This is a genomic window from Pelosinus propionicus DSM 13327 (genome assembly GCF_900114615.1).
Classification (GTDB): domain Bacteria; phylum Bacillota; class Negativicutes; order DSM-13327; family DSM-13327; genus Pelosinus; species Pelosinus propionicus.
In genome coordinates, this window is the sequence record NZ_FOTS01000001.1 from 106202 (window position 1) to 130281 (window position 24080).

The 24080-nt window shown below is 37.5% G+C and carries 21 protein-coding genes and 1 other annotated feature; of the genes, 19 read left to right on the plus strand and 2 right to left on the minus strand.

Features of this window, described 5'->3' with window-relative positions:
- Positions 1-37 precede the first annotated feature (37 nt).
- Entirely contained in the window at positions 38-430 is a 393-nt protein-coding gene (locus BMZ99_RS00505; RefSeq protein WP_090931884.1) for a hypothetical protein, read from the minus strand.
- A gap of 115 nt (positions 431-545) precedes the next feature.
- Positions 546-757: a binding site (T-box leader), on the plus strand.
- 51 nt (positions 758-808) lie between these two features.
- On the opposite strand from BMZ99_RS00505, the gene leuS reads away from it, so the two are divergent.
- The 13 genes from leuS (at position 809) to holA (ending at position 16660) form a co-directional block, all read left to right on the plus strand.
- Positions 809-3289: a leucine--tRNA ligase gene (leuS, locus tag BMZ99_RS00510; RefSeq protein WP_090931886.1), complete on the plus strand. Its 2481-nt coding sequence runs from the start codon at positions 809-811 to the stop codon at positions 3287-3289.
- A gap of 323 nt (positions 3290-3612) precedes the next feature.
- A complete protein-coding gene (locus BMZ99_RS00515) occupies positions 3613-4524 on the plus strand; it encodes an NUDIX hydrolase (RefSeq protein ID WP_090931888.1) in 912 nt (303 codons plus the stop codon).
- A 92-nt stretch (positions 4525-4616) separates the two neighbouring features.
- Positions 4617-5957, plus strand: coding sequence for a nicotinate phosphoribosyltransferase (locus BMZ99_RS00520; protein WP_090931890.1), 1341 nt, complete (start codon positions 4617-4619; stop codon positions 5955-5957).
- An 85-nt stretch (positions 5958-6042) separates the two neighbouring features.
- A complete protein-coding gene (locus BMZ99_RS00525) occupies positions 6043-6630 on the plus strand; it encodes a helix-hairpin-helix domain-containing protein (RefSeq protein WP_090931892.1) in 588 nt (195 codons plus the stop codon).
- Between the two features lie 302 nt (positions 6631-6932).
- On the plus strand, positions 6933-7880 hold the full coding sequence (locus BMZ99_RS00530; protein ID WP_090931894.1) for an ABC transporter permease: 948 nt from the start codon (positions 6933-6935) through the stop codon (positions 7878-7880).
- Positions 7874-8653, plus strand: a complete 780-nt coding sequence (locus BMZ99_RS00535; protein ID WP_090931896.1) for an ABC transporter ATP-binding protein — start codon at positions 7874-7876, stop codon at positions 8651-8653. The genes BMZ99_RS00530 and BMZ99_RS00535 overlap by 7 nt, the downstream gene beginning before the upstream one ends.
- 13 nt (positions 8654-8666) lie before the next feature.
- On the plus strand, positions 8667-9674 hold the full coding sequence (locus tag BMZ99_RS00540) for an ABC transporter substrate-binding protein (protein ID WP_090931898.1): 1008 nt from the start codon (positions 8667-8669) through the stop codon (positions 9672-9674).
- Between the two features lie 423 nt (positions 9675-10097).
- Complete coding sequence (locus BMZ99_RS00545; RefSeq protein ID WP_090931900.1) at positions 10098-10394, plus strand: DUF2325 domain-containing protein; 297 nt, start codon at positions 10098-10100, stop codon at positions 10392-10394.
- Positions 10395-10432: 38 nt separating this feature from the next.
- Complete coding sequence (locus tag BMZ99_RS00550; protein ID WP_090931902.1) at positions 10433-10822, plus strand: YezD family protein; 390 nt, start codon at positions 10433-10435, stop codon at positions 10820-10822.
- A gap of 245 nt (positions 10823-11067) precedes the next feature.
- Positions 11068-11742 (plus strand): DUF1847 domain-containing protein, encoded by a 675-nt coding sequence (locus tag BMZ99_RS00555; RefSeq protein ID WP_090931904.1) that lies wholly within the window; start codon positions 11068-11070, stop codon positions 11740-11742.
- 138 nt (positions 11743-11880) lie between these two features.
- Positions 11881-13080: a MalY/PatB family protein gene (locus BMZ99_RS00560; RefSeq protein WP_090931906.1), complete on the plus strand. Its 1200-nt coding sequence runs from the start codon at positions 11881-11883 to the stop codon at positions 13078-13080.
- Between the two features lie 141 nt (positions 13081-13221).
- Positions 13222-15603 carry a DNA internalization-related competence protein ComEC/Rec2 gene (locus BMZ99_RS00565; RefSeq protein WP_090931908.1) on the plus strand — a complete coding sequence of 794 codons (2382 nt, stop codon included), beginning with the start codon at positions 13222-13224 and terminating at the stop codon, positions 15601-15603.
- A gap of 19 nt (positions 15604-15622) precedes the next feature.
- The gene (holA, locus tag BMZ99_RS00570; protein WP_090931910.1) at positions 15623-16660 is read left to right on the plus strand and encodes a DNA polymerase III subunit delta; all 1038 of its coding nucleotides are present in this window, start codon (positions 15623-15625) and stop codon (positions 16658-16660) included.
- Between the two features lie 115 nt (positions 16661-16775).
- Here holA and rpsT read toward each other — a convergent pair whose 3' ends face one another.
- The gene (rpsT, locus tag BMZ99_RS00575; RefSeq protein ID WP_090931912.1) at positions 16776-17042 is read right to left on the minus strand and encodes a 30S ribosomal protein S20; all 267 of its coding nucleotides are present in this window, start codon (positions 17040-17042) and stop codon (positions 16776-16778) included.
- A gap of 219 nt (positions 17043-17261) precedes the next feature.
- On the opposite strand from rpsT, the gene gpr reads away from it, so the two are divergent.
- From gpr to hrcA, 6 genes are all read left to right on the plus strand, one after another.
- Positions 17262-18233 carry a GPR endopeptidase gene (gpr, locus tag BMZ99_RS00580; protein WP_090931914.1) on the plus strand — a complete coding sequence of 324 codons (972 nt, stop codon included), beginning with the start codon at positions 17262-17264 and terminating at the stop codon, positions 18231-18233.
- A gap of 159 nt (positions 18234-18392) precedes the next feature.
- Entirely contained in the window at positions 18393-19454 is a 1062-nt protein-coding gene (gene spoIIP / locus BMZ99_RS00585) for a stage II sporulation protein P (protein ID WP_090931916.1), read from the plus strand.
- A 38-nt stretch (positions 19455-19492) separates the two neighbouring features.
- Positions 19493-19906: a hypothetical protein gene (locus tag BMZ99_RS00590; protein WP_090931918.1), complete on the plus strand. Its 414-nt coding sequence runs from the start codon at positions 19493-19495 to the stop codon at positions 19904-19906.
- Between the two features lie 75 nt (positions 19907-19981).
- Positions 19982-21778: a translation elongation factor 4 gene (gene lepA / locus BMZ99_RS00595; RefSeq protein WP_090931919.1), complete on the plus strand. Its 1797-nt coding sequence runs from the start codon at positions 19982-19984 to the stop codon at positions 21776-21778.
- Positions 21779-21787: 9 nt separating this feature from the next.
- Entirely contained in the window at positions 21788-22924 is a 1137-nt protein-coding gene (gene hemW, locus BMZ99_RS00600) for a radical SAM family heme chaperone HemW (RefSeq protein WP_090931921.1), read from the plus strand.
- Between the two features lie 102 nt (positions 22925-23026).
- On the plus strand, positions 23027-24055 hold the full coding sequence (hrcA, locus tag BMZ99_RS00605; protein ID WP_090931923.1) for a heat-inducible transcriptional repressor HrcA: 1029 nt from the start codon (positions 23027-23029) through the stop codon (positions 24053-24055).
- Positions 24056-24080: the final 25 nt, after the last annotated feature.

Below are 24080 nucleotides of genomic sequence, written 5' to 3' on the forward strand. Positions count from 1 at the left end.
AACAAACCGGTCTCTACAGTTTGAGACCGGTTTGTTTTTATACTGTTTTCATCCATTTTTCAAATTCCTCGACGATTTCCTCTCGGGCAACTTGCACCGCCTCGCCGCTCCATTCTTGTCCAGTATCTCCATCATACCAGAGATCTTTGTTGGTGAATGTACCTGTTGGGTATAATTTTTCTTGTATGGCTGTATGCATGCCATCGAGTAGGCTTTGCTTAATGGTTTTACGCGATGTCCGATGACCTGATTTTTCTGTTGGGGTTACCTCAAGGCCCGACTCTCCTTTACTGATTTCGATATGCGATAATACTTTTCCTTGTGCTTGGGCTGTAGAAATGGACTGCCTAGCAGCACTGGTTGCTTGTTCATGGCTAATTGAGTCGTCAGACACGGTAATTCTAATATTTCCTATGATTAGTTTATACATAGAATACACCTCCCAAGAAAAAATATATTCATTTTAAAAAAAGATAGAACTAGATTTACGAATAGACAGAATAGTGGTAATTTGACTTTCAACATAGGGTGGGATATAATATTATACAAGTCCTAAGATACAGAGTAGTAGGCTTTATTTATGGTACAGAAAGTTGGCGGATGATGCGAGCCAGCCCTTAAATTTGCTGAACTCACTGTGGAGGATCAGTTATGAATTAATAATAGCTGACGCTTGATTAGTGTTAACAATCATTGAGAGGATGGCAACAGCTGTCAATCAGGGTGGTATCGCGGGTGTATATAACTCGTCCCTGGCTAATAAGCCAAGGGGCGGTTTTTTATTTTTTTATAAATAGGAGGATTTTAAATGAACGAAAGATATAATCCTAAAGAAATTGAATCGAAATGGCAGAAATATTGGACTGAAAATCATGCTTTTAAAACGGAACTCAATCGCCAGCGTCCAGAATATTATGTTTTAGAAATGTTTCCTTATCCTTCCGGCAATTTACATATGGGGCATGTTCGCAACTATTCCATTGGTGATGTAGTTGCGAGATTCAAAAGTATGCAAGGTTATAATGTGCTTCATCCTATGGGATGGGATTCTTTTGGGATGCCTGCTGAAAACGCAGCGATCAAGCATGGTGTTCATCCAGCAGAGTGGACTTGGGAAAATATTGCTAATATGCGGCGTCAACAGCAGGAATTAGGCTTATCTTATGATTGGGATCGAGAAGTAGCAACGTGCCATCCTGATTATTATCGTTGGACCCAATGGCTATTCTTATTGTTTGTAGAGCGCGGACTTGCCTATAAGAAAAAAGCTGCAGTGAATTGGTGTAATGAATGTAATACTGTGCTCGCAAATGAGCAAGTAATTGATGGTGCTTGCTGGCGCTGCGATTCTGTCGTTGTTAAAAAAGAATTAGAACAGTGGTTTTTCAAAATTACAGATTATGCGGATCGGCTTTTAAATGATCTCAATGAGCTGAAGGGCTGGCCTGAGAGAGTCAAAACGATGCAGGAAAATTGGATCGGTCGTAGTGAAGGTGCAGAATTCAGCTTTGCTGTTGCGGGATCTGAAGATAAAATTGCTGTATATACAACACGGCATGATACGGTTTTTGGCGTAAGTTATGTAGTATTGGCGCCAGAACATAAATTAGTAGAAAAGCTGATTGCTGATAAAGACAATGCTGGAGAAATTCGTCAATTTGTTGATAAAGTACGAAATATGAGCGAGATTAGCCGAACTTCTAGTGAATTTGAGAAGGAAGGCATCTTTACAGGTGCTTATGCTGTAAATCCTTTTACTGGACAAGAGGTGCCAATTTGGGTGGCAAATTATGTCTTGGTGGAATATGGTACTGGGGCAGTTATGGGCGTTCCAGCCCATGATGAACGAGACTGGCAATTTGCTAATAAATATAATTTAACTAAAAAGATTGTTGTACAGCCTGAAGGGGATGAATTGACACTAGAAACGATGGAAGGCGCATACAGCGGCGATGGTATTATGGTCAATTCTGGACAGTTTAGTGGTATGAAGAGTGAAGCAGGTAAAGTAGCAATCGCAAAATGGTTAGAAGAACAGGGCCATGGCAAGCGCCATGTAAATTATCGTTTACGAGATTGGCTTGTATCTCGTCAACGATATTGGGGTGCGCCAATTCCCCTTATCAATTGTGTTGACTGTGGTAGTGTGCCTGTTCCAAAGGAACAGTTACCTGTTTTATTACCTGAAAATGTAAATTTTGCTGCAGGTTCGGTTTCGCCGTTAGCCAAGGTAGAAGAGTTTGTAAATTGTACATGTCCTAAATGTGGTGGTCCTGCGAAGCGTGAGACTGATACGATGGATACTTTTATTTGTTCCTCATGGTATTATATGCGTTATGCAGACCCTAAAAACACAAATCTTCCTTTTGATTCCTCAAAGGCCGATTATTGGGCACCTGTCGATCAATACATTGGTGGCATTGAGCATGCCATATTACATCTTTTATATTCTAGGTTTTTTACAAAAGTGCTTAAAGATGCAGGATTAGTAAATGTAAATGAACCGTTTAAGAACTTATTAACGCAAGGAATGGTTATAAAAGATGGTTCTAAAATGTCTAAGTCTAAGGGAAATGTCGTATCTCCTGAAGAAATTATTGCAAAATATGGGGCTGATACAGCTCGTTTGTTTATTTTATTTGCTGCTCCGCCGGAACGTGACTTAGAATGGAATGATCAAGGCGTAGAAGGTTCTTATCGATTCCTTGGACGTCTATGGCGAATCGTGGATCACTACGCTTCTTTTATGGCAGGAGAAGAATCGGAATATGACAATAGTACTCTTAGTAAAGAGGAACGAAATCTTAGACGTGTATTGCACGCGACGATTAAGAAAGTAACGGAAGATATTGGTGATCGTTTTAACTTTAATACTGCCATTAGTTCTATTATGGAACTGGTAAATGCGATGTATACCGCTAAGGATCAGAATCTAGCTGTTAATCCTGGATTAGTACGAGAACTTGTTTCAAGTTTATTATGCTTGTTAGCTCCTTTTGCACCGCATATCACCGAAGAATTGTGGAGTGAAACCATTGGTCAAGGTAGTGTGCATAAACATATATGGCCTGTGTTTGATGAGGACGCTATAAAATTAGAAGAAGTAGAAATTGTTGTACAGATTAATGGGAAAGTTCGAGAAAAAACTGTTGTTTCTGCAACACTTACAGCAAAGGAATTGGAAGAAACGGTATTAGAGCAAGAAAAAGTACAGGCACTGATTCATGAGAAACAAGTGATAAAGGTAATTGCCATAGCAGGAAAATTAGTTAATATTGTAGTGCGCTAATGAATTTTCTTTAGAATGTAGTGCTATGGGAAAAGTCCGGTCGAATATATCGACTGGACTTTTCCTATATTGCTATATGGGAACATTTATTAAAAAAAATATCTTTAATTGAATCAAAAAACTTTTCTGAAAATAAATTGCCAAGAGAATCAAGGACATGTATAATAATGCTAATAAGATAATATCAAAATGATAATATCAAAATGATGATATAAGAATATCTTAAATATAAACCGTCAATTACTTATTTTTTCCAAAGAAGACATGATTCTGGTGGGATCTTAACTTCCATTGGATATGATAATTAGCGGGAGGTTAAGGATATGAATGAATCGAAATATGGTTTTTTTAAAGATGATGGCAGTAATCATCAAATACATTCATCAAATACGGTAGACATGGTTATTTTCAGTGCTATTGATAGTGAAGATAAAGATCCAAGGAGACTGCCAGATAAGGTATTGCAAATTCTATTGGTAAAAAAGAAAAAGAACCTATTAAAGGTAAATGATAATGAATCACAAGAGGGGAAATGGTCTCTTCCAGGAGGGTTTGTTAATTACGAAGAAAGCATTGATGAAGCTGCTGTAAGGGAATTGAAAGAAGAAACAAACTTAGAGAATGTATATATGGAGCAGCTTTATACATGGGGGCGAGTCTACACCAACCTTCATAGAAGGGTGATAAGCACATCCTATATGGCCTTGGTCGATCGAAAGAAGTTTACCGTAAAATCAGGTGAAGAGGCAGAAGATGTACGATGGTTTAATGTCCGCAGTAATGTGATTGGGAAGCACAAGCATCCAACGATAAATGGATATATCCTTGAGCAAACTTTTGAAATTACAATAGAAAATAATGAAATTACCATAAAAGATCATGTAATAGTGAAAAATACTGTGGAGGGACATATCTCAAAAACAGAAAACACATATGTTGAGAATAAAGATGGCTTAGCCTTTGAACATGCTAAAGTCATTCAGTATGCTCTTGATAGATTAAAAAATAAAGTAATGTATACAGACATTGCTTTTAGCTTGATGCCAGAATTATTTACACTTACGGAACTGCAAAAAGTGTATGAGGTTTTATATCGTCGGGAATTGGCAGATGCTTATTTTCGGAAAAAAGTTAAAAGAATGCTTACAAAAACAGCATTATTGTCAGAGGGTAAGCAGTTTAGACCTTCCAAGTTATATCTATTTAATCCTCGATGGAAAGATGAAGAAGAATAGGTTGTATAAGGAACTACCAAAAAAGCAAATATTCATAGATGTAAGTATAGATAGATCTGTATCTTTATTCAATGTGAGAGAGGGGCAAAAAAATGGCTATATTTAATGATGAAAGATTAGCAGCAGAAATATTTAAAATTGAGGCGGATAAAATTCGGCGAGGCTGGTATTCGGATAAATATTTTAGCAATAATGTAATCTTATTAGAAGCATTGGCAAAGGAAGGGTATACGTTTGCCGGCAATAGTGATATTAAAGATGTGGATTGTTCTATGGTGCAGGTTGGTGATGTAGAAGTTGAAATGCAATTTTTTACTCGCAGAAGACCTTGGAGTTTAGTTGCTGGAGTAGATGAGGCGTTAGCAATTATAAAAATGTGTACTGGCTATTTTGATGAAGAAGGAAAGTTTGTAAATACCTATGATACATTAGAGGTTGAAGCAGTACAGGATGGCACTTTTGTCGAGTATGATGGCGACCCATTAAGTGTGCAGCCCGTCATTCGAATTCGTGGTCGTTATCGGGATTTTGCGAATCTGGAGACGGTGATCTTAGGGGTTATTGCTGAGCCAACTCGGATTGCCACAAATGTATATAATACGTTAGTTGCAAGTAGATCTAAAGATATTTTGTTTTTTCCTGCACGATTTGCTCACTATAAGATGCAAGCATTGCATGGATATGCCTATTCATTGGCGATTCAAGCTTACAATCAAAAATATAGTAAGAAAAACTCTCGATTTGTAAGTACAGATGAACAGGGAACTTGGTGGGGCGGAGAAGGCGGAGGAACCATTGCCCACGCGACAATTTGTTGTTTCTTAGGAGATACTGTTGAAACTATGATGCAGTATTCTCGTATATTTGACAAAATTGTTTCCAGATTGGTATTAGTTGATTTTCACAATGATTGTGTCGGTGAAACGAAAGCTGTAATGACAAAAATGTTTGCTGCTTACCTTGCTTATTATAAGAAAGGTCAATTTGATGAAGCGGAAAAATATAAGCTGTATGGGGTACGTCCTGATACCTCTAAAAATATGCGGGATAAATCCATTGTTCCTACGGGGAACAAACAACAGGATATGGGAGTATCACCGAGACTTGTGTGGAATTTGCGAGAAGCAATTGACAGCGTTTATCATGAGTGGGGGTTAAATGAAGAGGAAACTGCAATTGCCAAAGAGTGGTGTGAACAAATCAAGATTTGTGTCACGGGGGGATTTAATGCAAAGAAAATAAGAGAGTTTGAAGAGATGGATGTACCTGTGGACATTTACGGGGTTGGTTCTTCTTTACTGGAAAATTCCGATGAAACCAATAATGATTTTACTGCGGATATTGTTCGTGTAAAGATTAATAGTCAATGGTGCAATCTTTCTAAAATTGGCCGTTCAGTCTGTGAAAACCCTAATTTAGAAAAAATTCAATAATGATATAAGAAAATAATTCCTATTGTAAAGGAAAACCTATGTTTTTGTCGAAGGAATAGGCTAGTTACAATAGGGGGGGATATCGATGGTTGAGCAACGGAATAAGTTGTTATTTATTGTGATCCTGGCGATATTGATTGTAGCAGGCAGTTTCTATAATTTTTGGCAAAAGAGCTCAGTGGCCGAAGTAGCATCTTCCGATGACGTTGCGGTTAAAAATGAATCTCGTCAGCCAGAACAATCTGATGAGATCTTCGTATATATAAGCGGTGCTGTTCATAAACCAGGTGTATTTAAAGCATCTCCTAATGCTAGAGTATTTGATATCGTTGAGATGGCTGGTGGTCTTACAGCTGAGGCTGATGTGGCTAAAACCAATTTGGCTCAGAGTATTAAAGACGGTATGCATATACATGTAGTGGATAAGCTTCCGGCTTCTAATGAGCATTCAGCAACTGGCACTGCTAAGACGAAAGTAGGTAATAAAGTCAATATTAATCATGCCGATAAAAGTGAACTAGACACACTGCCGGGTGTGGGACCTGCGCTAGCAGAGCGAATCATTGAATATCGCCAAACAATTGGCAGTTTTAACAGTATTGATGAGCTAAAGAATGTTCCTGGGATAGGGTCAAGTAAATTTGAAAAATTAAAAGAAAGAATCATAAATTGATAAGTAGGTTAATTTCAGCATGAACCAGATAGTGTAGAATTTTCAGGAGTATTCTAAATGAAAATACTTGACAGCTATTTTATCCTGGTGTAATATCTATATAAAGTTATATATCTTAAAAAAATAATGATTATGGTTGATCAGTTGAGCTGAAGACCAGAGATGTTTCTATACATTTCTGGTCTTTTTTGTCGTCTTTTTACATTAAAGAACAAAGGATGATGACAAAGAATTTATTCATTATTTCGAATTGTATCTTTTATGCAATGGGTATATAAAATCAGAAAAGGAGGTTGATTGTATTGAAAACAGTAAATGCCTGGCTACCGGCATTATCGGCAATTTTGGCAATTCTTGTAGATTATGGAGTGGGAAATATTGATAAACATATGCCTGCAAAACATCCTTATTTTATGTACTTACTTGTGGTTTTGCTTGGTGTTTTTACAATTTCTGCATTATTATCCTATTTTAACCTAAAAGTAAAGAAATGGATCGAGGACAGATCGTTATTTATTGCGGTAACAATTTTATTTCTAAATATAATCAATATAGTGACTAAGAAACTTGGGCTTCTTCCTGTGATATTCTTTCCGACGCTTGACAAAATATTAAGCATTATTGTAGAAGACCGGGATTTTCTTGCTTTGTGTCTTAGTTCTTCAGGAAAGCTTCTTTTTACAGGATATATCTTTGGTGCAATTGGTGGGTTTGCTACAGGCATAGCTGTAGGATTCAGCAACTCGGCAAACTATTGGATTAGTCCTCTAATACGTATATTGGGCCCAATTCCTGCAACAGCATGGATTCCACTGGTACTCATTAGCTTTCCAACAACATTTACAGCCAGTGCATTTTTGATTGCACTTTCAGTATGGTTTCCGACAACAGTTATGACAAGCAGCGGTATTTTTAATGTTCGTAATGCGTATTTTGAAGTATCAAGTACACTGGGGGCGGGAAAGTATTATCAAATATTTATGGTTGGTGTTCCTGCCGCTATGCCTCATATGTTTATCGGGCTTTTTAATGGAACTTGTGCTTCCTTTATTACATTGATGACAGCTGAAATGTTAGGTGTTAAAAATGGTATAGGCTGGTACATTAATTGGCAGAAGGAGATGATGGCTTATGCAAATGTTTACGCAGGACTGATCATAATTGCTGTTACATTCTCGATTCTCATTACACTGCTGTTTAAAGTACGAGATAATGTGCTTGTGTGGCAGAAGGGAGTCATAAAATGGTAGGAAAAATTAAAGTAGAGGGGGTTGTGAAACGCTTCCAGCAACAGAATGCAGAAGAGGTTATTGCCTTAAGCGGTATTGATCTTAGGATTGAGGCAGGAGAATTTGTATCACTTATTGGCCCTTCTGGCTGCGGGAAATCTACACTTCTTCGTCTGATTGCCGGTTTAAATGGTGCTGATGAAGGCAAGTTGTATATCGATAATGAAGAAATAAAAAAGCCATCTTATGAACGGGGATTAGTGTTTCAAGATCCTATGCTTTTTCCTTGGCTTAGTGTTTATGATAATGTTGCATTTGGGTTGAAGGCGCGTAACATATACAAGACAAATCATGCAGAAGTTCAAAAGTTTATTGATTTAGTAGGATTATCAGATTTTAGTAAGTCCTATCCTCATCAACTTTCTGGTGGCATGGCACAAAGAGCATCTCTTGCCCGGGCATTAGTGAATCATCCTAAAGTGCTTCTGCTGGATGAGCCTCTCGGAGCTCTTGACGCTTTTACGCGAATGAACATGCAAGATGAACTCATTCGTATCTGGAAGGAGCGAGGTACGACTATGATCATGGTAACCCATGATGTAGATGAAGCGATCTATTTATCCGACCGCGTAATTGTCATGACACCAAGACCGGCCAAAATTGAAAGATGTATTGACGTACAGCTTGCAAGACCGCGGGCGAGGAACAATCCAGAGTTTCTTAGCTTACGTTCGAAAATACTGGAAATTTTACATTTTACAGGGACTGTAACTGAGCCTAATTATTATTTATAAGGGAGATATGTTAATGAAAAAGAAACTTGCAATTATTTTAGTCGCTGTAATATCAATCGTATTGACACTTACAGGTTGCGGAGAAAAACCTGCAGCAGTTAAAAGCGATGATTACGTTTTAAAGATTGGTTATAGTGGCAGCCTATGCGAGGCTCCGTTGCATATGGCCATTGAGAAGGGCTTTTTTGAAGCAGAAGGTTTGAAAGTTGATGTGACGAAGCTAGCGCCAGGCACAGCCTTTGAGGCTGTTACGGCAGGAAAGACAGAAGCAGGCTTTGGACTGCTTGCCAGCTTGGTTCAGCCGCTTTCTAATGGATTGCCAATCAAAATTACTTCCGGATTGCATACAGGATGCGATAAGGTGCTTGCTCCTAAAAATTCCGGCATTAATTCCCTTGCAGATTTAAGAGGCAAGCGAATCGGAGTTCCTAGCATGAACAGTAGCCCGATCATTTTTGCGAAGCGTGCCCTTGCAGATGCAGGTGTTGGTGTCAGTGAAAAGAATATGGAAGTGGAATTCATTGTATTCAGTGCTACTGATTTACCACTTGCTTTGAAAAATGGAGCAGTTGATGCACTTGCAATGAATGATCCGACGGCTTCTATTACGCAAAAAGAGTATGATTTAAAAAGTATCGTTGATTCTGCAGTTGATGCGCCATATAAAGATCAATATTGCTGCTCCGCTTATGTTCGTGACAATATAGCAAGCGAGCATCCTGAGATTGCTGCAAAATATACTCGTGCTATGCAAAAAGCAAGTGCATGGATACAAAAGAATCCAGATGAAGCTGCAAAAATTCAAGTTGATAAGAAATGGGTTGCGGGTGATGCTGCATTTAATGCAAGCGTATTAAAAACATATAATTTCATTCCATCCGTTAGTGGAGCATACGATGCTTTTGGTATTACTGCAAAACAATTACAAGAAGTTGGTATGCTAGATAAAGGCGTCGATACTGATGCCTTGCAAAAGAAAAGCTTTATTAAACTCAAAGATGTGCCAGATGTGGTTCAATAGCTAACCTAAGTACGCATTGATCGTAAAGAAGATTGTATTTGCTAAGCGATCGAATAAATTAAAGGTCAGAGATCTTTTTTGATAGAACCTCTGACCTCTAATTTTAGTGGTCAGGTCTATCTGCATATTGAAAACAATAATGAGTATAAAACAGATACCTTCATATTGAACATCGTTTATATACCAGACGTAATAATTCTTTTAATGCTGGATAGGTTGAAAATATGTTGACGTAGTTTAATTCTTGTGGTATGCTGTTTTAAACATAATAATTGCTGATCAGGATAACTGAAGGCTAAAAGTATCTCTATAACGGAGATTCTTTTAGCTTTTTTTATATACTAAGCTGACTGGATAACCAGAGGCTGGCTTCTTTCGTAAAAGCGAAGAAACCAGCCTTTTTAATTTTAAGGAGGTGAGAGAATGTCAATTATGCTAGTTGGCGCAGATCATTTAGGAAGTATCGAGAAAAAATTGCAGACGTTAGGAATCCATGCAATTGATCATGTTACAGGTAGAAATGTTTCTGATCGAAAACGCTTTAAGTTTCCGTTATCAACAACTTTAATTGTTATTTTTATTGATTATATTAATCATACTACAGCAAAAAATATTAAACAGCTGGCAAAATCCCAAGGGGTTCCCCTCGTGTTCGCAAATCGTTCTTGGAGTTCATTACAAGATAAATTAATCGATTTCAATTTAAAAGAAATAGGGTAATTATACTATGTTTTTTATTAAGAAAGGAGGTCTTTGTAGTGCAGTCCTGTTCCGATGCGAAGAATAATGTGGCAAATTTAAGAGGGGCAATTAAACCATTGCCGTCTCAAGTGTTTGATATTATTGAGCATTTTTTATTAAACGTTCAATATGGTCACTTAATTTTAATGATACAAGATGGATTTGTTGTTAAAATAGATAAAATTGAAAAGTTTATGATCTCAGCTAAAAGTAGAGAGAGCAGTTTTTTAATAAAGGAAAAAACAACGAAAAAACATCCTATGCAAATGAAAATTTTATCTGATTTACAAAGTATACGATACGGACAATTGGTCATTCATGTGAATAATGGGCAAGTGGGACAAATTGAAAAGACTGAAAAAAGGCGTATTGACGAGCTAGAAGGACTGTATGGTGATGGCATATGAAATCTGAAAAGTCTTTTATGAGTTAGTAGCTATAATAATGAAGGTATTTTTCCGTAATAATTTTTTAATACTATGGTTGACAACAACATTTATAAGCGTATAATAAGATGAAAAGGTTATTGTTGTTGATAATTTGATAGATGCATTATTATCTTGGTTGATCAGACACACTGAAGACTGGAGAGGCTCTTTGAGACATCTTCAGTCTTTTTTATTGTGATAAAAGTAAAAATGGGGGAAGAAAGATGAGTAGAAAAAAAGATATAGAGAATTTGAGTTGTACAGATTGCAGTATTTACAATTGTAGAAGCCAGGACAAGAAATTTCCGGGGTTCTGTTTAACTACTAAAGATAATGATGGGCATTCCATTGCAGATGATATTGAAGAAATTAAAAATTACCTGCAGGGAGATGAACAGGATGCAGTTGTTGCTAGAGCATCAGCTCAAGTAGAAGGACTTTTTTATGGTAAATTAACAAGGGTAGAGGAAATTATTGAATTTGCCAACCGCATCGGAGCTAAGAAAATTGGTATTGCGACTTGTGCTGGTTTGATAGAAGAATCAAAAATCTTTACTAATATTCTTACAGCCAAAGGTTTTGACTACTATAGTGCTATTTGCAAGGTAGGTTCTGTCGACAAAACAGAAATTGGCATATTAGAAGAGCATAAAATACGACCTGGTGGCCATGAAGCAATGTGCAATCCTATATTGCAAGCTCGCATTTTAAATTATCATAAAACGGATTTAAATGTTGTAGTTGGTTTGTGTGTGGGACATGATTCTTTATTTATAAAATACTCAGATGCACTGGTTACTACTTTGGTAACAAAGGATCGGATTACAGGTCATAACCCAGTTGCCGCTTTATATACGGCTCAATCGTACTATAAAAGATTACTGCAGGCAAAAGAATAATATCCAAAAGAAGACGAACGAAGCAATTTTTAAAACGAATTTTACCTGCTTCGGATTATTCCATATAATAAAAGACAGTGATCATTGCTGTTTAAATATGTGGATGAACAACATAATTTTCAGTGAGGATGTGGTAATATGACAAATCGTAGCATACAATTTGATTTTGATAAAATAATACCTCGCCAAGGAACTGGCAGCCGAAAATGGGATGCTTTGGAGAATGTATTTGGCAGTAATGATGTGCTGCCTCTTTGGATTGCCGATATGGATTTTTCTTCACCCAAGGCAGTATCCACTGCGATAATAGATCGTGCCAGCCATCCAATTTATGCGTATAATACCCAGGAGAAATCTCTTTATCAGTCCTTAATCGAGTGGGCGAAAAAACGACATGGCTGGGAAATTGAAGAAGAATGGATTCTACTTGCTCCTGGTGTAGTCCCATCGATAAGTTTGTCAATTTTTGCACTTTCAGAACCAGGGGATGGCATTATTATTCAGCCTCCTGTGTACCCGCCATTTTTTGCTTCCATAAAAGATAATGAACGTAAGGTAGTTGAGAATCCCCTTCTTTTAAAGAATGGACATTATGAAATCGACTTTGAGGACCTAGAGAAAAAACTAGCAGATCCAAATAATAAATTGCTTTTATTATGCAGTCCTCATAATCCAGTTGGTCGTGTGTGGAAACGGGAAGAACTGGAAAAGGTGTATGAACTTTGCCAAAAATATGGGGTCGACGTATTGGCAGATGAGATACACAATGATTTAGTATTTCAAGGTCACAAGCATACTGTGTTTGCCTCATTAGGGACACCTGTATGTAAACAAAGTATTACCTTTATGGCTGCTAGCAAGACTTTCAATGTGGCTGGACTCAATTTTTCTTTTATCATTGTTCCGTGTAAGCGTAGACGTGGTCTAATTCAAAATTGGATTACCAAATTGCATATTAGCCGTAATAATATTTTTGGTGGTATTGGTACTGAAGCTGCTTACAGAGATGGTGAAGATTGGTTGGATGCATTGCTGATATACCTTGAAAAAAATGCAGATACATTAGTTGATTTTATTCAAACCAGATTGCCAGAAGTGAAAGTAAGTAAACCAGAAGGTACTTATTTAGTATGGTTAGATTTCCGTGCATATTTTACAAATGATAAAGAACTGCAGAAGTTTCTCATACACACAGCGAAGGTTGGATTAAATGCAGGCAGAAATTTCGGAACGCAAGGTGAAGGGTTTGCCCGTATTAATATAGCCACGCAGAGAAGTGTCTTGCTTGAAGCATTAACGAGAATTGAAAAAGCGTTATTGAATTATAAAAAAATATAAGACGCGACAAAAGAAACAATACAAAAATCCTGCAATACATGCAGGATTTTTGTATTTTAGTGAAAAACCTATATGCTTATAACGAATAAAGGTGTCTTGATTATTAAGAGGTAAAGTAATCATTGAAGGGGTAATTGTCATATGCCCAATATTATTATTTTGATTACAGCAGCCTTTACTGCTGGTATTTGGTGTGCTAGTTATTTTATGTGTTTGTTACCTTTTTTATATATTGGCGGTTTTATTATTACTGTTATTTTGATTTGGAAAATTCACAAACAGCAGTCAGTGACTTGGCTGCTGGCTGTATTATTTTTTATAATTGGTATGCTGCGCTTTATTCATGCAGATGCTTTGGCTATAAACGATATCAGTCGTCATGCAGGGGAAAAGATAACTGTATATGCTACGATTGAAGAACCAGCCCATGTGACGTCTTTAGCCCAAGAAAAAAGTAGAGTTAGCTATGTTCTATCAATTGATGAAGTACAATCGAAAAATACTAAAAAAGAAGCTGCATCTGGAAAATTGTATCTGTATGCTAGACAAGCAAATCAGGAACGGGTTTTTAAAGCGGGAGACAAGATTAGAGTAACTGCTGAAGTTATTGCTTTACATGGCTATAATAATCCAGGACAATATGATAGTGTCGCCTCTGCAAATCTGCAGGGGATTAGAGGGCGCATGTCTGTTTCAGGTAATGCGATACACTTAGTTAGTGAGAATCACTCATTCTGGAAAGAAATTATGGAGAAATGGCGGATAGCGATAATAAGCAATATTGAACGTGTAATGCCACCGAGCCATAAGGCGATTCTTGTAGGGATGCTGTTTGGCGGTTATGGCGGAATTCCTCGTGATGTGGTGGTTGATTTTGCTACAACAGGAATTGTACATATCTTGTCCGTATCCGGATCACATATTGCTTTGGTGGTAGGGCTCATAACTGTATTAGGTAAAGGAATATTTAGACGTTTCGCCTTTGCCGATCAGCTAATCCCTTTATTTGCAGCTATTTTTATTACGCTATATGCCGTGTTTTGCGGATTAACACCCCCAGTGTTGCGTTCTCTTATAATGGGGTTGATTGGGTTAGGTGCGGTATGTTTTAATCGAGAAAAAGATGCTGCAGTTGCATTATGTTTATCGGTGTTAGGGATGCTTATTTATCAGCCAGCATTAATTTATGATTTAAGCTTTCAATTATCTTTTACTGCAACAGCAGGCTTAGTGTTTCTAAATGCTCAAACTGTGAAAATTTTGGAAAGCACGATTCCTCTTTACCTAGCTCGGCCTTTGGCTGTTACTATAGCTGCTCAATTAGGTGTGTTACCTTTTCTTGCATGGCATTTTAATAGCTTTTCTCTTAGTTCCTTCATAGCAAACCTATTCATTGTACCTATTATTGAAGGGATTGTCATATTGGGCTTGCTTGGTGCCTTTAGCAGCATGATCATTAGTGTTGTAGGAGCAGCGTGTTTAGTGACTTGTAGTTTAATGATTAGCCTGGTTTTACAATTGGCAGAATGGCTTGCAGACATGCCTGCGGCAAAGTTGTATGTGCCTTCGATTGGACTGGCTGGCAGCATAGTATATTATATTTTAGTAGGCTGGATATATGGGTATAAACCGAAAAATATGTTATCCTTAAAGGATACGCTGGAAAAATGGCCTCAAAGAAGTGCTGTAGCAGTGTTGATGCTTGTTTTTTGCATTATAGTATATTGTGCTTATCCTGCGCCACTTTCTGTTCATTTTATTGATGTAGGGCAGGGAGATGCGGCTCTCATCATAACACCCCATGGACGGGCAATTTTAGTGGATACAGGAGGTACTCTCGGGGAAAGTACAGATTTTGATATTGGCTATAGAGTTCTAATGCCGTATTTAAAACATTATGGCGTACTGAAAATTGATTATCTTTTTCTAACTCATGGTCATCAAGATCATGCTGGAGGAGCGGCAGGAGTTGCTGGAGAGATACCTATAAAAAATATTATGTTGTCTCGTGAGAACTACACCCGGGCCGTGCTTAATCTATTAAAGGCAGCACCTAACAGTGTTCGTATTGCGGTTTATGAAGGACAAAAAGTAGAGATTGATGGTGCAGTTGTTAACGTACTGCATGCTGATACAGGACTGAGCCAAAAACAACCAAGCAATGAGGTATCCAGTGTCATACAGTTGCGTTATGGGAAACATAGTTTTTTATTTACAGGAGATCTTCCAGCTCAAGGAGAAGATGAGATGATACACAGTGGTAGAGCTTTTTCGAGTACGGTCTTAAAAGTAGGTCATCACGGTTCAAAAACATCTTCTACTGTAAAATTCTTGCAAGCTGTTAATCCGGAATATGCGGTTATTTCTGTAGGGAGAAATAATTCTTTTGGGCATCCTCATGAAGAGGTCATCGATCGCTTATTATTCCAAGGAAGCAAAGTGTATCGTACAGATGAACAGGGTGCGATCGTATTTCAAACTGACGGCGATACAATAACAGTTGATACGTTTTTAAACGATTGAAGGATAACAGGAGGTATTTATGGGGTATGCAGAGGTTATTCAAGAGTTAAAAAAGGGACAGGTGAAATCTGTTTACCTATTATACGGCGAAGAAACTTATTTTATAAAGCAGCTGGAGCAGGCAGTAATAACTACTGTATTAGCACCTGAGGAAATAGACATGAATCTTCTTACTTTAGATAAGGACCCTGCTATAAATGAATTAATTGCCATAATTGAAACAGTTCCATTTATGGGGGGGAAAAATGTGATTCATATCCGAGGCACTGCTTTGCTCCGGCCACGAAAAAATGGTGGAAATGAGCAAGTGGAAGTCAGTGATAAGGAGGAGGAACGCTTATTTAAGGTCATAAGCGATATGCCGGATTATACGCATTTGATTCTTTCAACTACGGATAAGGTAGATAAACGGCGTAAATTGTTTAAACTAATCGAGAAGCATGGAGAGACTGTAGAACTAGCCAATATCAAGGCAAGGGATGTAAGAGGCTGGCTTATGGCTAAATTGGCTGAACTGAACAAAAGAATGGATAGCGATGCTATGGAGTATTTTCTAGGAGTAGTTAGTATTATGCCTCAAATATCCTTGAGCTTTTTGCATAATGAATTAGAAAAAACTGCTTTATTTACAGATGGAAAAGTTAAAATTAGTCAATCAGATCTTACTATGATAATGTCGAGTATACCTGAAATTTCGATATTCTCAATGATTGATGCGGTTAGTCAAAAGCAAATGGGTAGAGCGTTGCAGTTAATGGGAGAGCAGCTAAAGTCAGGGGAACATCCTCTTAAATTGGTATCTTTATTAGCTAGGCAAGTACGTTTGATGTGGCAGGCTAAAGAGATGTCAAAGGATGGATATGGCATTAGAGAAATCTCTGAAAGACTTAGCTTGGTACCTTTTATTGGTGAAAAAATGGTGAAGCAAAGTAAGAATTTTACATCAGAGATATTAAAGGAAGTTATGTTGGCTTTAGCTGCCGCTGACTATGATTTAAAATCTGGTAGGGCTAATAAATTGGCTTTAGAGCAGATCATTATTACAATGTGCAGATAAAAGCAAAGGGCGAGGAATCTGGTGTACCACCAGATTCCTCGCCCTTTGCTTTTATCAAAATAATAACGTAAAAAGCCTCTGAACATAGCAAAATGAACAGAGGCTTTAATCTTAATTAATTAGCTAAAGCGTTAAGTTTACGAGCTAATCTCGATTTTTTACGAGCTGCGGCATTTTTATGAACAACACCTTTGCTGGCTGCCTTGTCAATAGTTTTGCTAGCATTAATTAGAAGAGCTTTCGCTTCATCAGTGTTACCAGCATTTACAGACTCAACTACTTTGCGAGATACAGTTCTAATGGTTGATCTCACCGCAAAGTTTCTAGCACGTCGCTCAGCATCAGTTTTTACGCTACGTTCAGATGACTTAATGTTTGGCAAGTGATTCACCTCCTTAAAGAGCATGTTACCTATAGTATCTTAGCATGTGATTATGGAAAATGCAAGTAACAAATAATATTTTATAACTATAAGTTGGGAATTTTTCAATGGTTTGCATATTTATAGGAAGATACTTTTATTGAAGGGGGGGTTAATTGCATAGCTAGTAACATTTTAGGGCAAAATAAATGTGATTTTAGAATTAAGGAGTGGATAAAAGTGGAGCAATTTACAGGTACTTCTCGTACTGATTTAGCATTAGAAGCAAGAGAATTATTGACCAAACAAGTGAGTGAAGACATTCCAGGAGTTTTAGTGGAGACGTCAGAAGATGAGGAGGTTACTCTTACTAAAGTTGACATTACTACACCAGATGCGGAAAAGATCATGGGAAAGAAGCAAGGAACTTATGTCACGATCGAAGCACAGGGACTCCGTTACAAGAATACTCCTTTGCAAGAAAAAATAATGAAACTATTAGCAGATGAGTTGGTAGGGATGGCGGAATTATCCAAAAAAGCAACAGTCTTAGTAATTGGTTTAGGAAATCGTAATATTACTCCTGATGCTTTAGGTCCGCGGGCGATTGACAAAATTGTAGTAACACGACATTTGCAGGAAATCTTATCTCCTGAGCTCAAGGGAGGAGTACGGTCAATTTGTGCCATCGCACCAGGTGTTTTAGGGATTACTGGTATGGAGACTGTAGAGATTGTACAGGGTTTGGTAAGTAAAATAAAACCAGATCTGGTTATTGCTATTGATGCCCTAGCGGCAGCTTCCAGCCGTAGAGTGATTGCTACCGTACAATTAGCCAACACAGGTATTAGTCCTGGTTCTGGTGTAGGGAATAAACGATTTGGTTTAACTCAAGAATCCTTAGGAGTGCCTGTAATTGCTATTGGTGTGCCGACTGTTGTTCATGCTTCTACCATTGCCATGGATACGATTAATACTTTGCAAGAACATGCGCCATTTGCTCGCTACTTTAAAAGCATGGAAAATTTATCTGATGCTGATCGTCAAACGATAGTACGTCAAGTGTTGCCAGAGGTATTAGGTGACTTGATGGTAACTCCCAAAGAGATAGATCGTTTTATTGACGATATTGCGGTGGCCGTCGCTGGAGGAATTAATCAAGCCATGCATCCCCATATTGATTATGAAAATATACATGCTTATTTGCATTGATAAAATATAACATTGCTGGAAAAAAGCTTTATTCCTCTTATTGATCTCTAACGTATTTCAGTACTATCCCTGTCCTCCCAAGCATATACATTGTATGTAAACAAAAAAGTGTGACAACCTGTGCTTTATTTCTTAGTGCAGATGTCAAGGGAGGAAAGGATGTTAACAAGGCGTGCGCGACACCAGGCAAGAAATCTATGGCATAAAAAAATAGGATTTGCAATACTTGCTATGCTTTTCTTAGGCGTAGTAATGTGGCAAGGTTTAAATAAATCTCAAGATGCTATCCCCGTAAGTGCAAATAGTTCTTTGAAACAAGGAGAATTTGGATTGCCTCAATGGCGTGATATATTATTTTCAGGCATTCCTGGTTTGATTCGTACTACAGATCCTAAGCCAGTCGTAATTGTTAAAAATGAGCAGAATGTGCAGCAACTGCTTAGAGAGACAGTACGGCTTTTAATTGGCGTGGATATTGCCGATATACGTTCTATATTACAGGTTGAGTTGCCTTTGCTGACAAAGGTTAAATCTGTACCGCAAACAGTGAGTGCTATGACCTTGCCGAATTTTCCTAAATTTGAAAAAAAAGAAACGATACCAAGTGGCAAACCGCTGGTTGGTCTTTATTATACACATACAGCAGAATCTTATGTTCCTAATACAGGTGCTACTCATAAACCTGGAGGGCAGTTAGGTGATATTGTAGATGTAGGAGGAGCACTCGCCAAGCAATTAGGTACTTATGGTATTTCTACTTTGCAAAATACTACTGTTAATGATTATCCAAGCTTTATGAAGGCTTATGACGCTTCAGAGGTTACAGTAAGAAAAATGATAGCTGAGAACCCATCGATTCAAATGTATTTTGACATACATCGCGACGCTGGCAAAAAAGAAAGTCATACTGCCATGGTAAATGGTATAGAAGTTGCAAAAATTAAGATATTGGTTTGCATAGGGCAGCAGGATTTAGTTCAGCCTCATTGGCAGCAGAATCATGCTTTTGCTAAGTTAATTGATGCTAAATTAAATCAGCGTTTTCCAGGTCTTTCTTTTGGAATTCAAATGGAAAATTGGCGATATAATCAGCATCTTCATCCACGTGCTTTATTGCTTGAAGTAGGGTGTCAGGAGAATACAAAAGAAGAAGCGCAGCGCGCCATGGAAATGTTTGGTGATGTATTAGCTGAGATTATTAATGAAAATAATATACAGTAAAGAATGTAAAGGCATTTTTTATATTAAGAGGTGAGGACGTGTTTTGCTCCTTAGCTTATAGGGATGTTTTAATGATTGTTCGTGGTTTAATGATTTTAGTTGTAGTTATAGCCCTAGGGTTATCTGTAGCAGAACAACAATTAAATACGTTGACACAGCGCCAGGAGAGGATGCGTATTATTGATGTAAGCCGTAATCATGAGGGTGTTTATACCATGGAAGTCTTCGGTTCTGACTGTAGTATCAGTGCAATGTATACTATCGCTGAAATTAAGAATCAAGACGCTAATATAAATATCAAGACTCCTTTGGTTACCTGGACAATTCCTAAGTATTTATATATCGATTGCCGCAAGGAGCTAGCTTGGTTAACTTTGAAGATGAAATATTTGGAAAAGTATATAAAGCAAGCATGGGAAATCGCAAATGTTTATTTACGGCAAATTAGGTAATGCTTGCAGGTGTTAGGTTCCAGGTGATATAATCAATAGCAGTAATTATGCTATTGATTTCGAGAGGAGGCCTATATGAAGACGAATAATATCCGCAATTTCTCGATAATTGCTCATATAGATCATGGAAAATCTACCCTTGCTGATCGCCTGATTGAGTATACAGGCACCTTATCTTCCCGTCAGATGGAAGCTCAGGTTTTGGATAATATGGATTTGGAGCGAGAACGTGGTATTACAATTAAAGCGCAATCTGTAAGGCTGGAATATACGGCTAAAGATGGTGAGACTTACATGTTAAATCTCATTGATACACCAGGACACGTTGACTTTACCTATGAGGTATCACGCAGTTTGGCAGCTTGTGAAGGAGCTCTCTTGATTGTAGATGCTGCACAGGGGATCGAAGCCCAAACGTTGGCAAATGTGTACTTAGCTTTAGACAATGATTTAGAAATCATTACAGTTATTAATAAAATAGACCTGCCAAGTGCTGATCCTGAAAGAGTAAAGCAAGAGGTAGAAGATGTAATTGGCCTAGATACTTCAGAGGCTGTGCTAACTAGTGCTAAATCAGGTATTGGCATTGAAGAGGTATTGGAATCAATTGTGAAGAAAATTCCACCTCCTAAAGGTAACGTTGAAGAACCATTATGTGCACTTATTTTTGATTCCCACTTTGATGCCTATAAAGGTGTTATTGCCTATGTAAGAGTAATTAATGGTATTATTAAACCAGGTATGAAAATGAAGATGATGGCTACAAATAAAATTGTAGAAGTAACTGAGGTAGGCGTCTTTAGACCTGCTATGACGAATGTAAGTGAACTTGCACCCGGCCATGTGGGGTTTGTAGCTGGGAGTATTAAAAATGTAAAAGATGTTCGTGTTGGCGATACGATTACAGACGCCGATCGTCCTGTTGCAGAGGCACTGCCAGGTTATCGTAAAGTTACGCCTATGGTATATTGTGGTTTATATCCAGTAGATAGTTCTGAATATGATCTTTTACGAGATGCTTTGGAAAAATTAAAGCTGAATGATGCATCCTTAGTCTTTGAACCAGAAACCTCTAGCGCCTTAGGTTTTGGTTTTCGTTGCGGATTTTTAGGACTATTACATATGGAAGTAATACAAGAACGATTAGAACGAGAGTATAATATTACTTTAATTACAACCGCTCCAAGTGTTATTTATAGAGTGTTTAAGACCGATGGAGAAATATTTGAAATTGAAAACCCTTCTAAATTACCAACGCCTCAGGAAATTGAACATATTGAAGAACCATATGTTAAGGCAATGGTCATTGTGCCTAATGACTATGTAGGTGTCGTTATGGAATTATCACAAGAAAAACGTGGCGAATTTAAAGATATGAAGTACTTAGATGTGACTAGAGTAATGCTGACATATGAATTGCCTTTGAGTGAAATCATTTATGATTATTTTGACCGTCTAAAATCGGCAACAAGAGGCTATGCATCTTTAGATTATGAATTGTTGGGCTACCGAGAGTCTAAGCTTGTTAAATTAGATATTTTACTGAATTCAGAACCTGTAGATGCTTTGTCAATTATAGTACATCGTGATAAAGCAACCTATCGAGGTCGAATTTTGGTTGAAAAGTTAAGAGGAATTATTCCCCGACAAATGTTTGAAATTCCCATTCAAGCTGCGATTGGCAATAAAGTAATTGCCCGAGAAACAGTAAGAGCCATGCGTAAAGATGTTTTAGCGAAATGTTACGGCGGTGATATTAGCCGTAAACGTAAACTTTTAGAAAAACAAAAAGAAGGTAAAAAACGCATGAAGCAGGTAGGTAATGTAGAAGTACCGCAAGAAGCATTTATGGCTATATTAAAGATTGATTAAGGTGATAAAATGAAGACGGGTTTATATATTCATATTCCTTTTTGTCAGCAAAAATGTTTATATTGCGATTTTCCTTCCTATGATAATCTTACCCATTTATATCAACCTTATGTTGCCGCCTTATGCCAGGAAATTTCTGGCTGGGGCGGTGTTTTATCGGGCACCTTGATAGATACAATCTATATTGGCGGCGGAACACCGAGTCTTTTATCCGCAGATGCTTTAAAAGCCATCTTAACTAAAGTACATGAAAGCTTTTCCATTGACGAATCTGCAGAAATTAGCGTAGAAGCCAATCCCGGCACAACGAATCAAGATAAATTATTAGCCTTAACATCAGGAGGGGTCAACCGGATTAGCTTTGGTGTGCAAACTTTTTCCAATACATTATTAAAGTCAATTGGTAGGATACATAGCGCTGAGCAGGCTGTAAGAGCAGTAAAGGAAGCGCAAGACGCAGGTTTCAGCAATATTAATCTGGACTTGATGTATGGATTGCCAGGTCAATCCTGCAAGGATTTAAAGGTTAGTATCCAAGAGGCAATTAAACTTGACATTACCCATATTTCGGTTTATGGATTGAAAGTAGAAGAAGGCACGCCTTTTGCTGCTATGGATCAGTTAGGAACACTTATATTACCAGAAGAAGCTGTTGATGAAGAAATGTATACCTTTACAACAGAATATTTACCTCAGCATGGTTTTAGGCGCTATGAAATATCCAATTTTTCTAAAGTAGGATATGAATGTCGTCATAATTTTAAGTATTGGAAATATCATCCTTATATAGGGGTGGGAGTAGCCGCTCATTCCTTTTTCCAGAAAGAGCGGCTTAGTAACATAACAGATGTATCTCAATATATAGATTGTGTAGAAAAAGGTAACCTGCCAATTGAATTTCGAGAAAATCCTAGCATTGCGATAGCTATGGCAGAATATATTTTTTTAGCCTTGCGGATGGTATGGGGGTTATCAATCTTAGAATTTCAGGAATATTTCAACCGTGATTTTTATTTAGAGTATGGAGTAATTGTGTCAGAGCTTCTTCAAAAAAAACTGATTGCTGTTAAAGAGGATCGGATAAATCTTACAGTTTTAGGCATGAAGTATGGAAATGTTGTATTTCGTGCATTTTTACCTGGATAAATCAATTATTATATCTTGACATTCGGGCGTAGGAGTGGTATTTTTTTAGTAGGTGTTAGCACTCTACAAGGTCGAGTGCTAACAATAGGAGGTGGAACTCGTATGTTAGATAAGAGAAAACGTAGTATTCTTCAAGCGATTGTTGATGATTATATTTCCACCGCAGAGCCTATTGGCTCACGAACTATTGCCCGCAAACATGATTTGGGAGTTAGTCCTGCAACCATTCGTAATGAAATGGCTGATCTTGAACTGTTGGGCTATATTGAGCAGCTTCACACTTCATCAGGGAGAATTCCTTCTGCAAAAGGATATCGCTTTTATGTAGATTCTTTATTATCACCAACGCAAATGTCTGAAAGGGAAATTGCGTTAATTAAAAATTGGTATCAGGAAAAAACTCGTCATGTTGAAGAGGTATTTCAGGAAACTGCAAAGATCTTATCCAAAATAACAAGTAATATTTCATTAGTCTTAGTGCCGCAAGTAACCCAATGTGCCTTTAAGTATCTAAAATTTCTACCTTTTGATGACTGCCGTACAATTTTAGTTGTCGTCACAGACACTGGATTTGTAGAAAACAAGGTGATTGATATACCGACAGGGCTTTCATTTAATGATTTACAGCGTATTGCAGAACACATTAATAAACGCTTATCAGGATTATCCTTTGAGAATATCGAATTATCTATTCTGAGGGAAATTCAAAATGAAATGCTAATTGATGTGAATTTATTTGAAACTGCACTAGGGATATTAAAACAGGCATTGGTTGTAGAGAAAAATGAACGATTATATCTTGGTGGCACAACACAGTTATTAAGTCAGCCAGAGTTTAAAAATATCGAAAAAGTAAAATCTTTTTTAGATATGCTAGAAGAAGAACATTTGCTGGCAAATATTTTGCAAAATCAAAAAAATGATGGTGTTATTGTTACAATTGGCGATGAAAATAAATATAGTGGAATTCAAGACTGTAGTATGGTGCAGGCTACTTATCGTATTGATGGTCAAGTAGTGGGAACGGTAGCTGTATTAGGTCCGACCAGGATGGATTATGGCAAGGTCATGTCAGTTTTGGAATTTATGCATAATCATTTAGGTGAAGTGCTTAGGAAGTATAAAATATAGAGTGGCAGTATTCTTGCTTTTATAG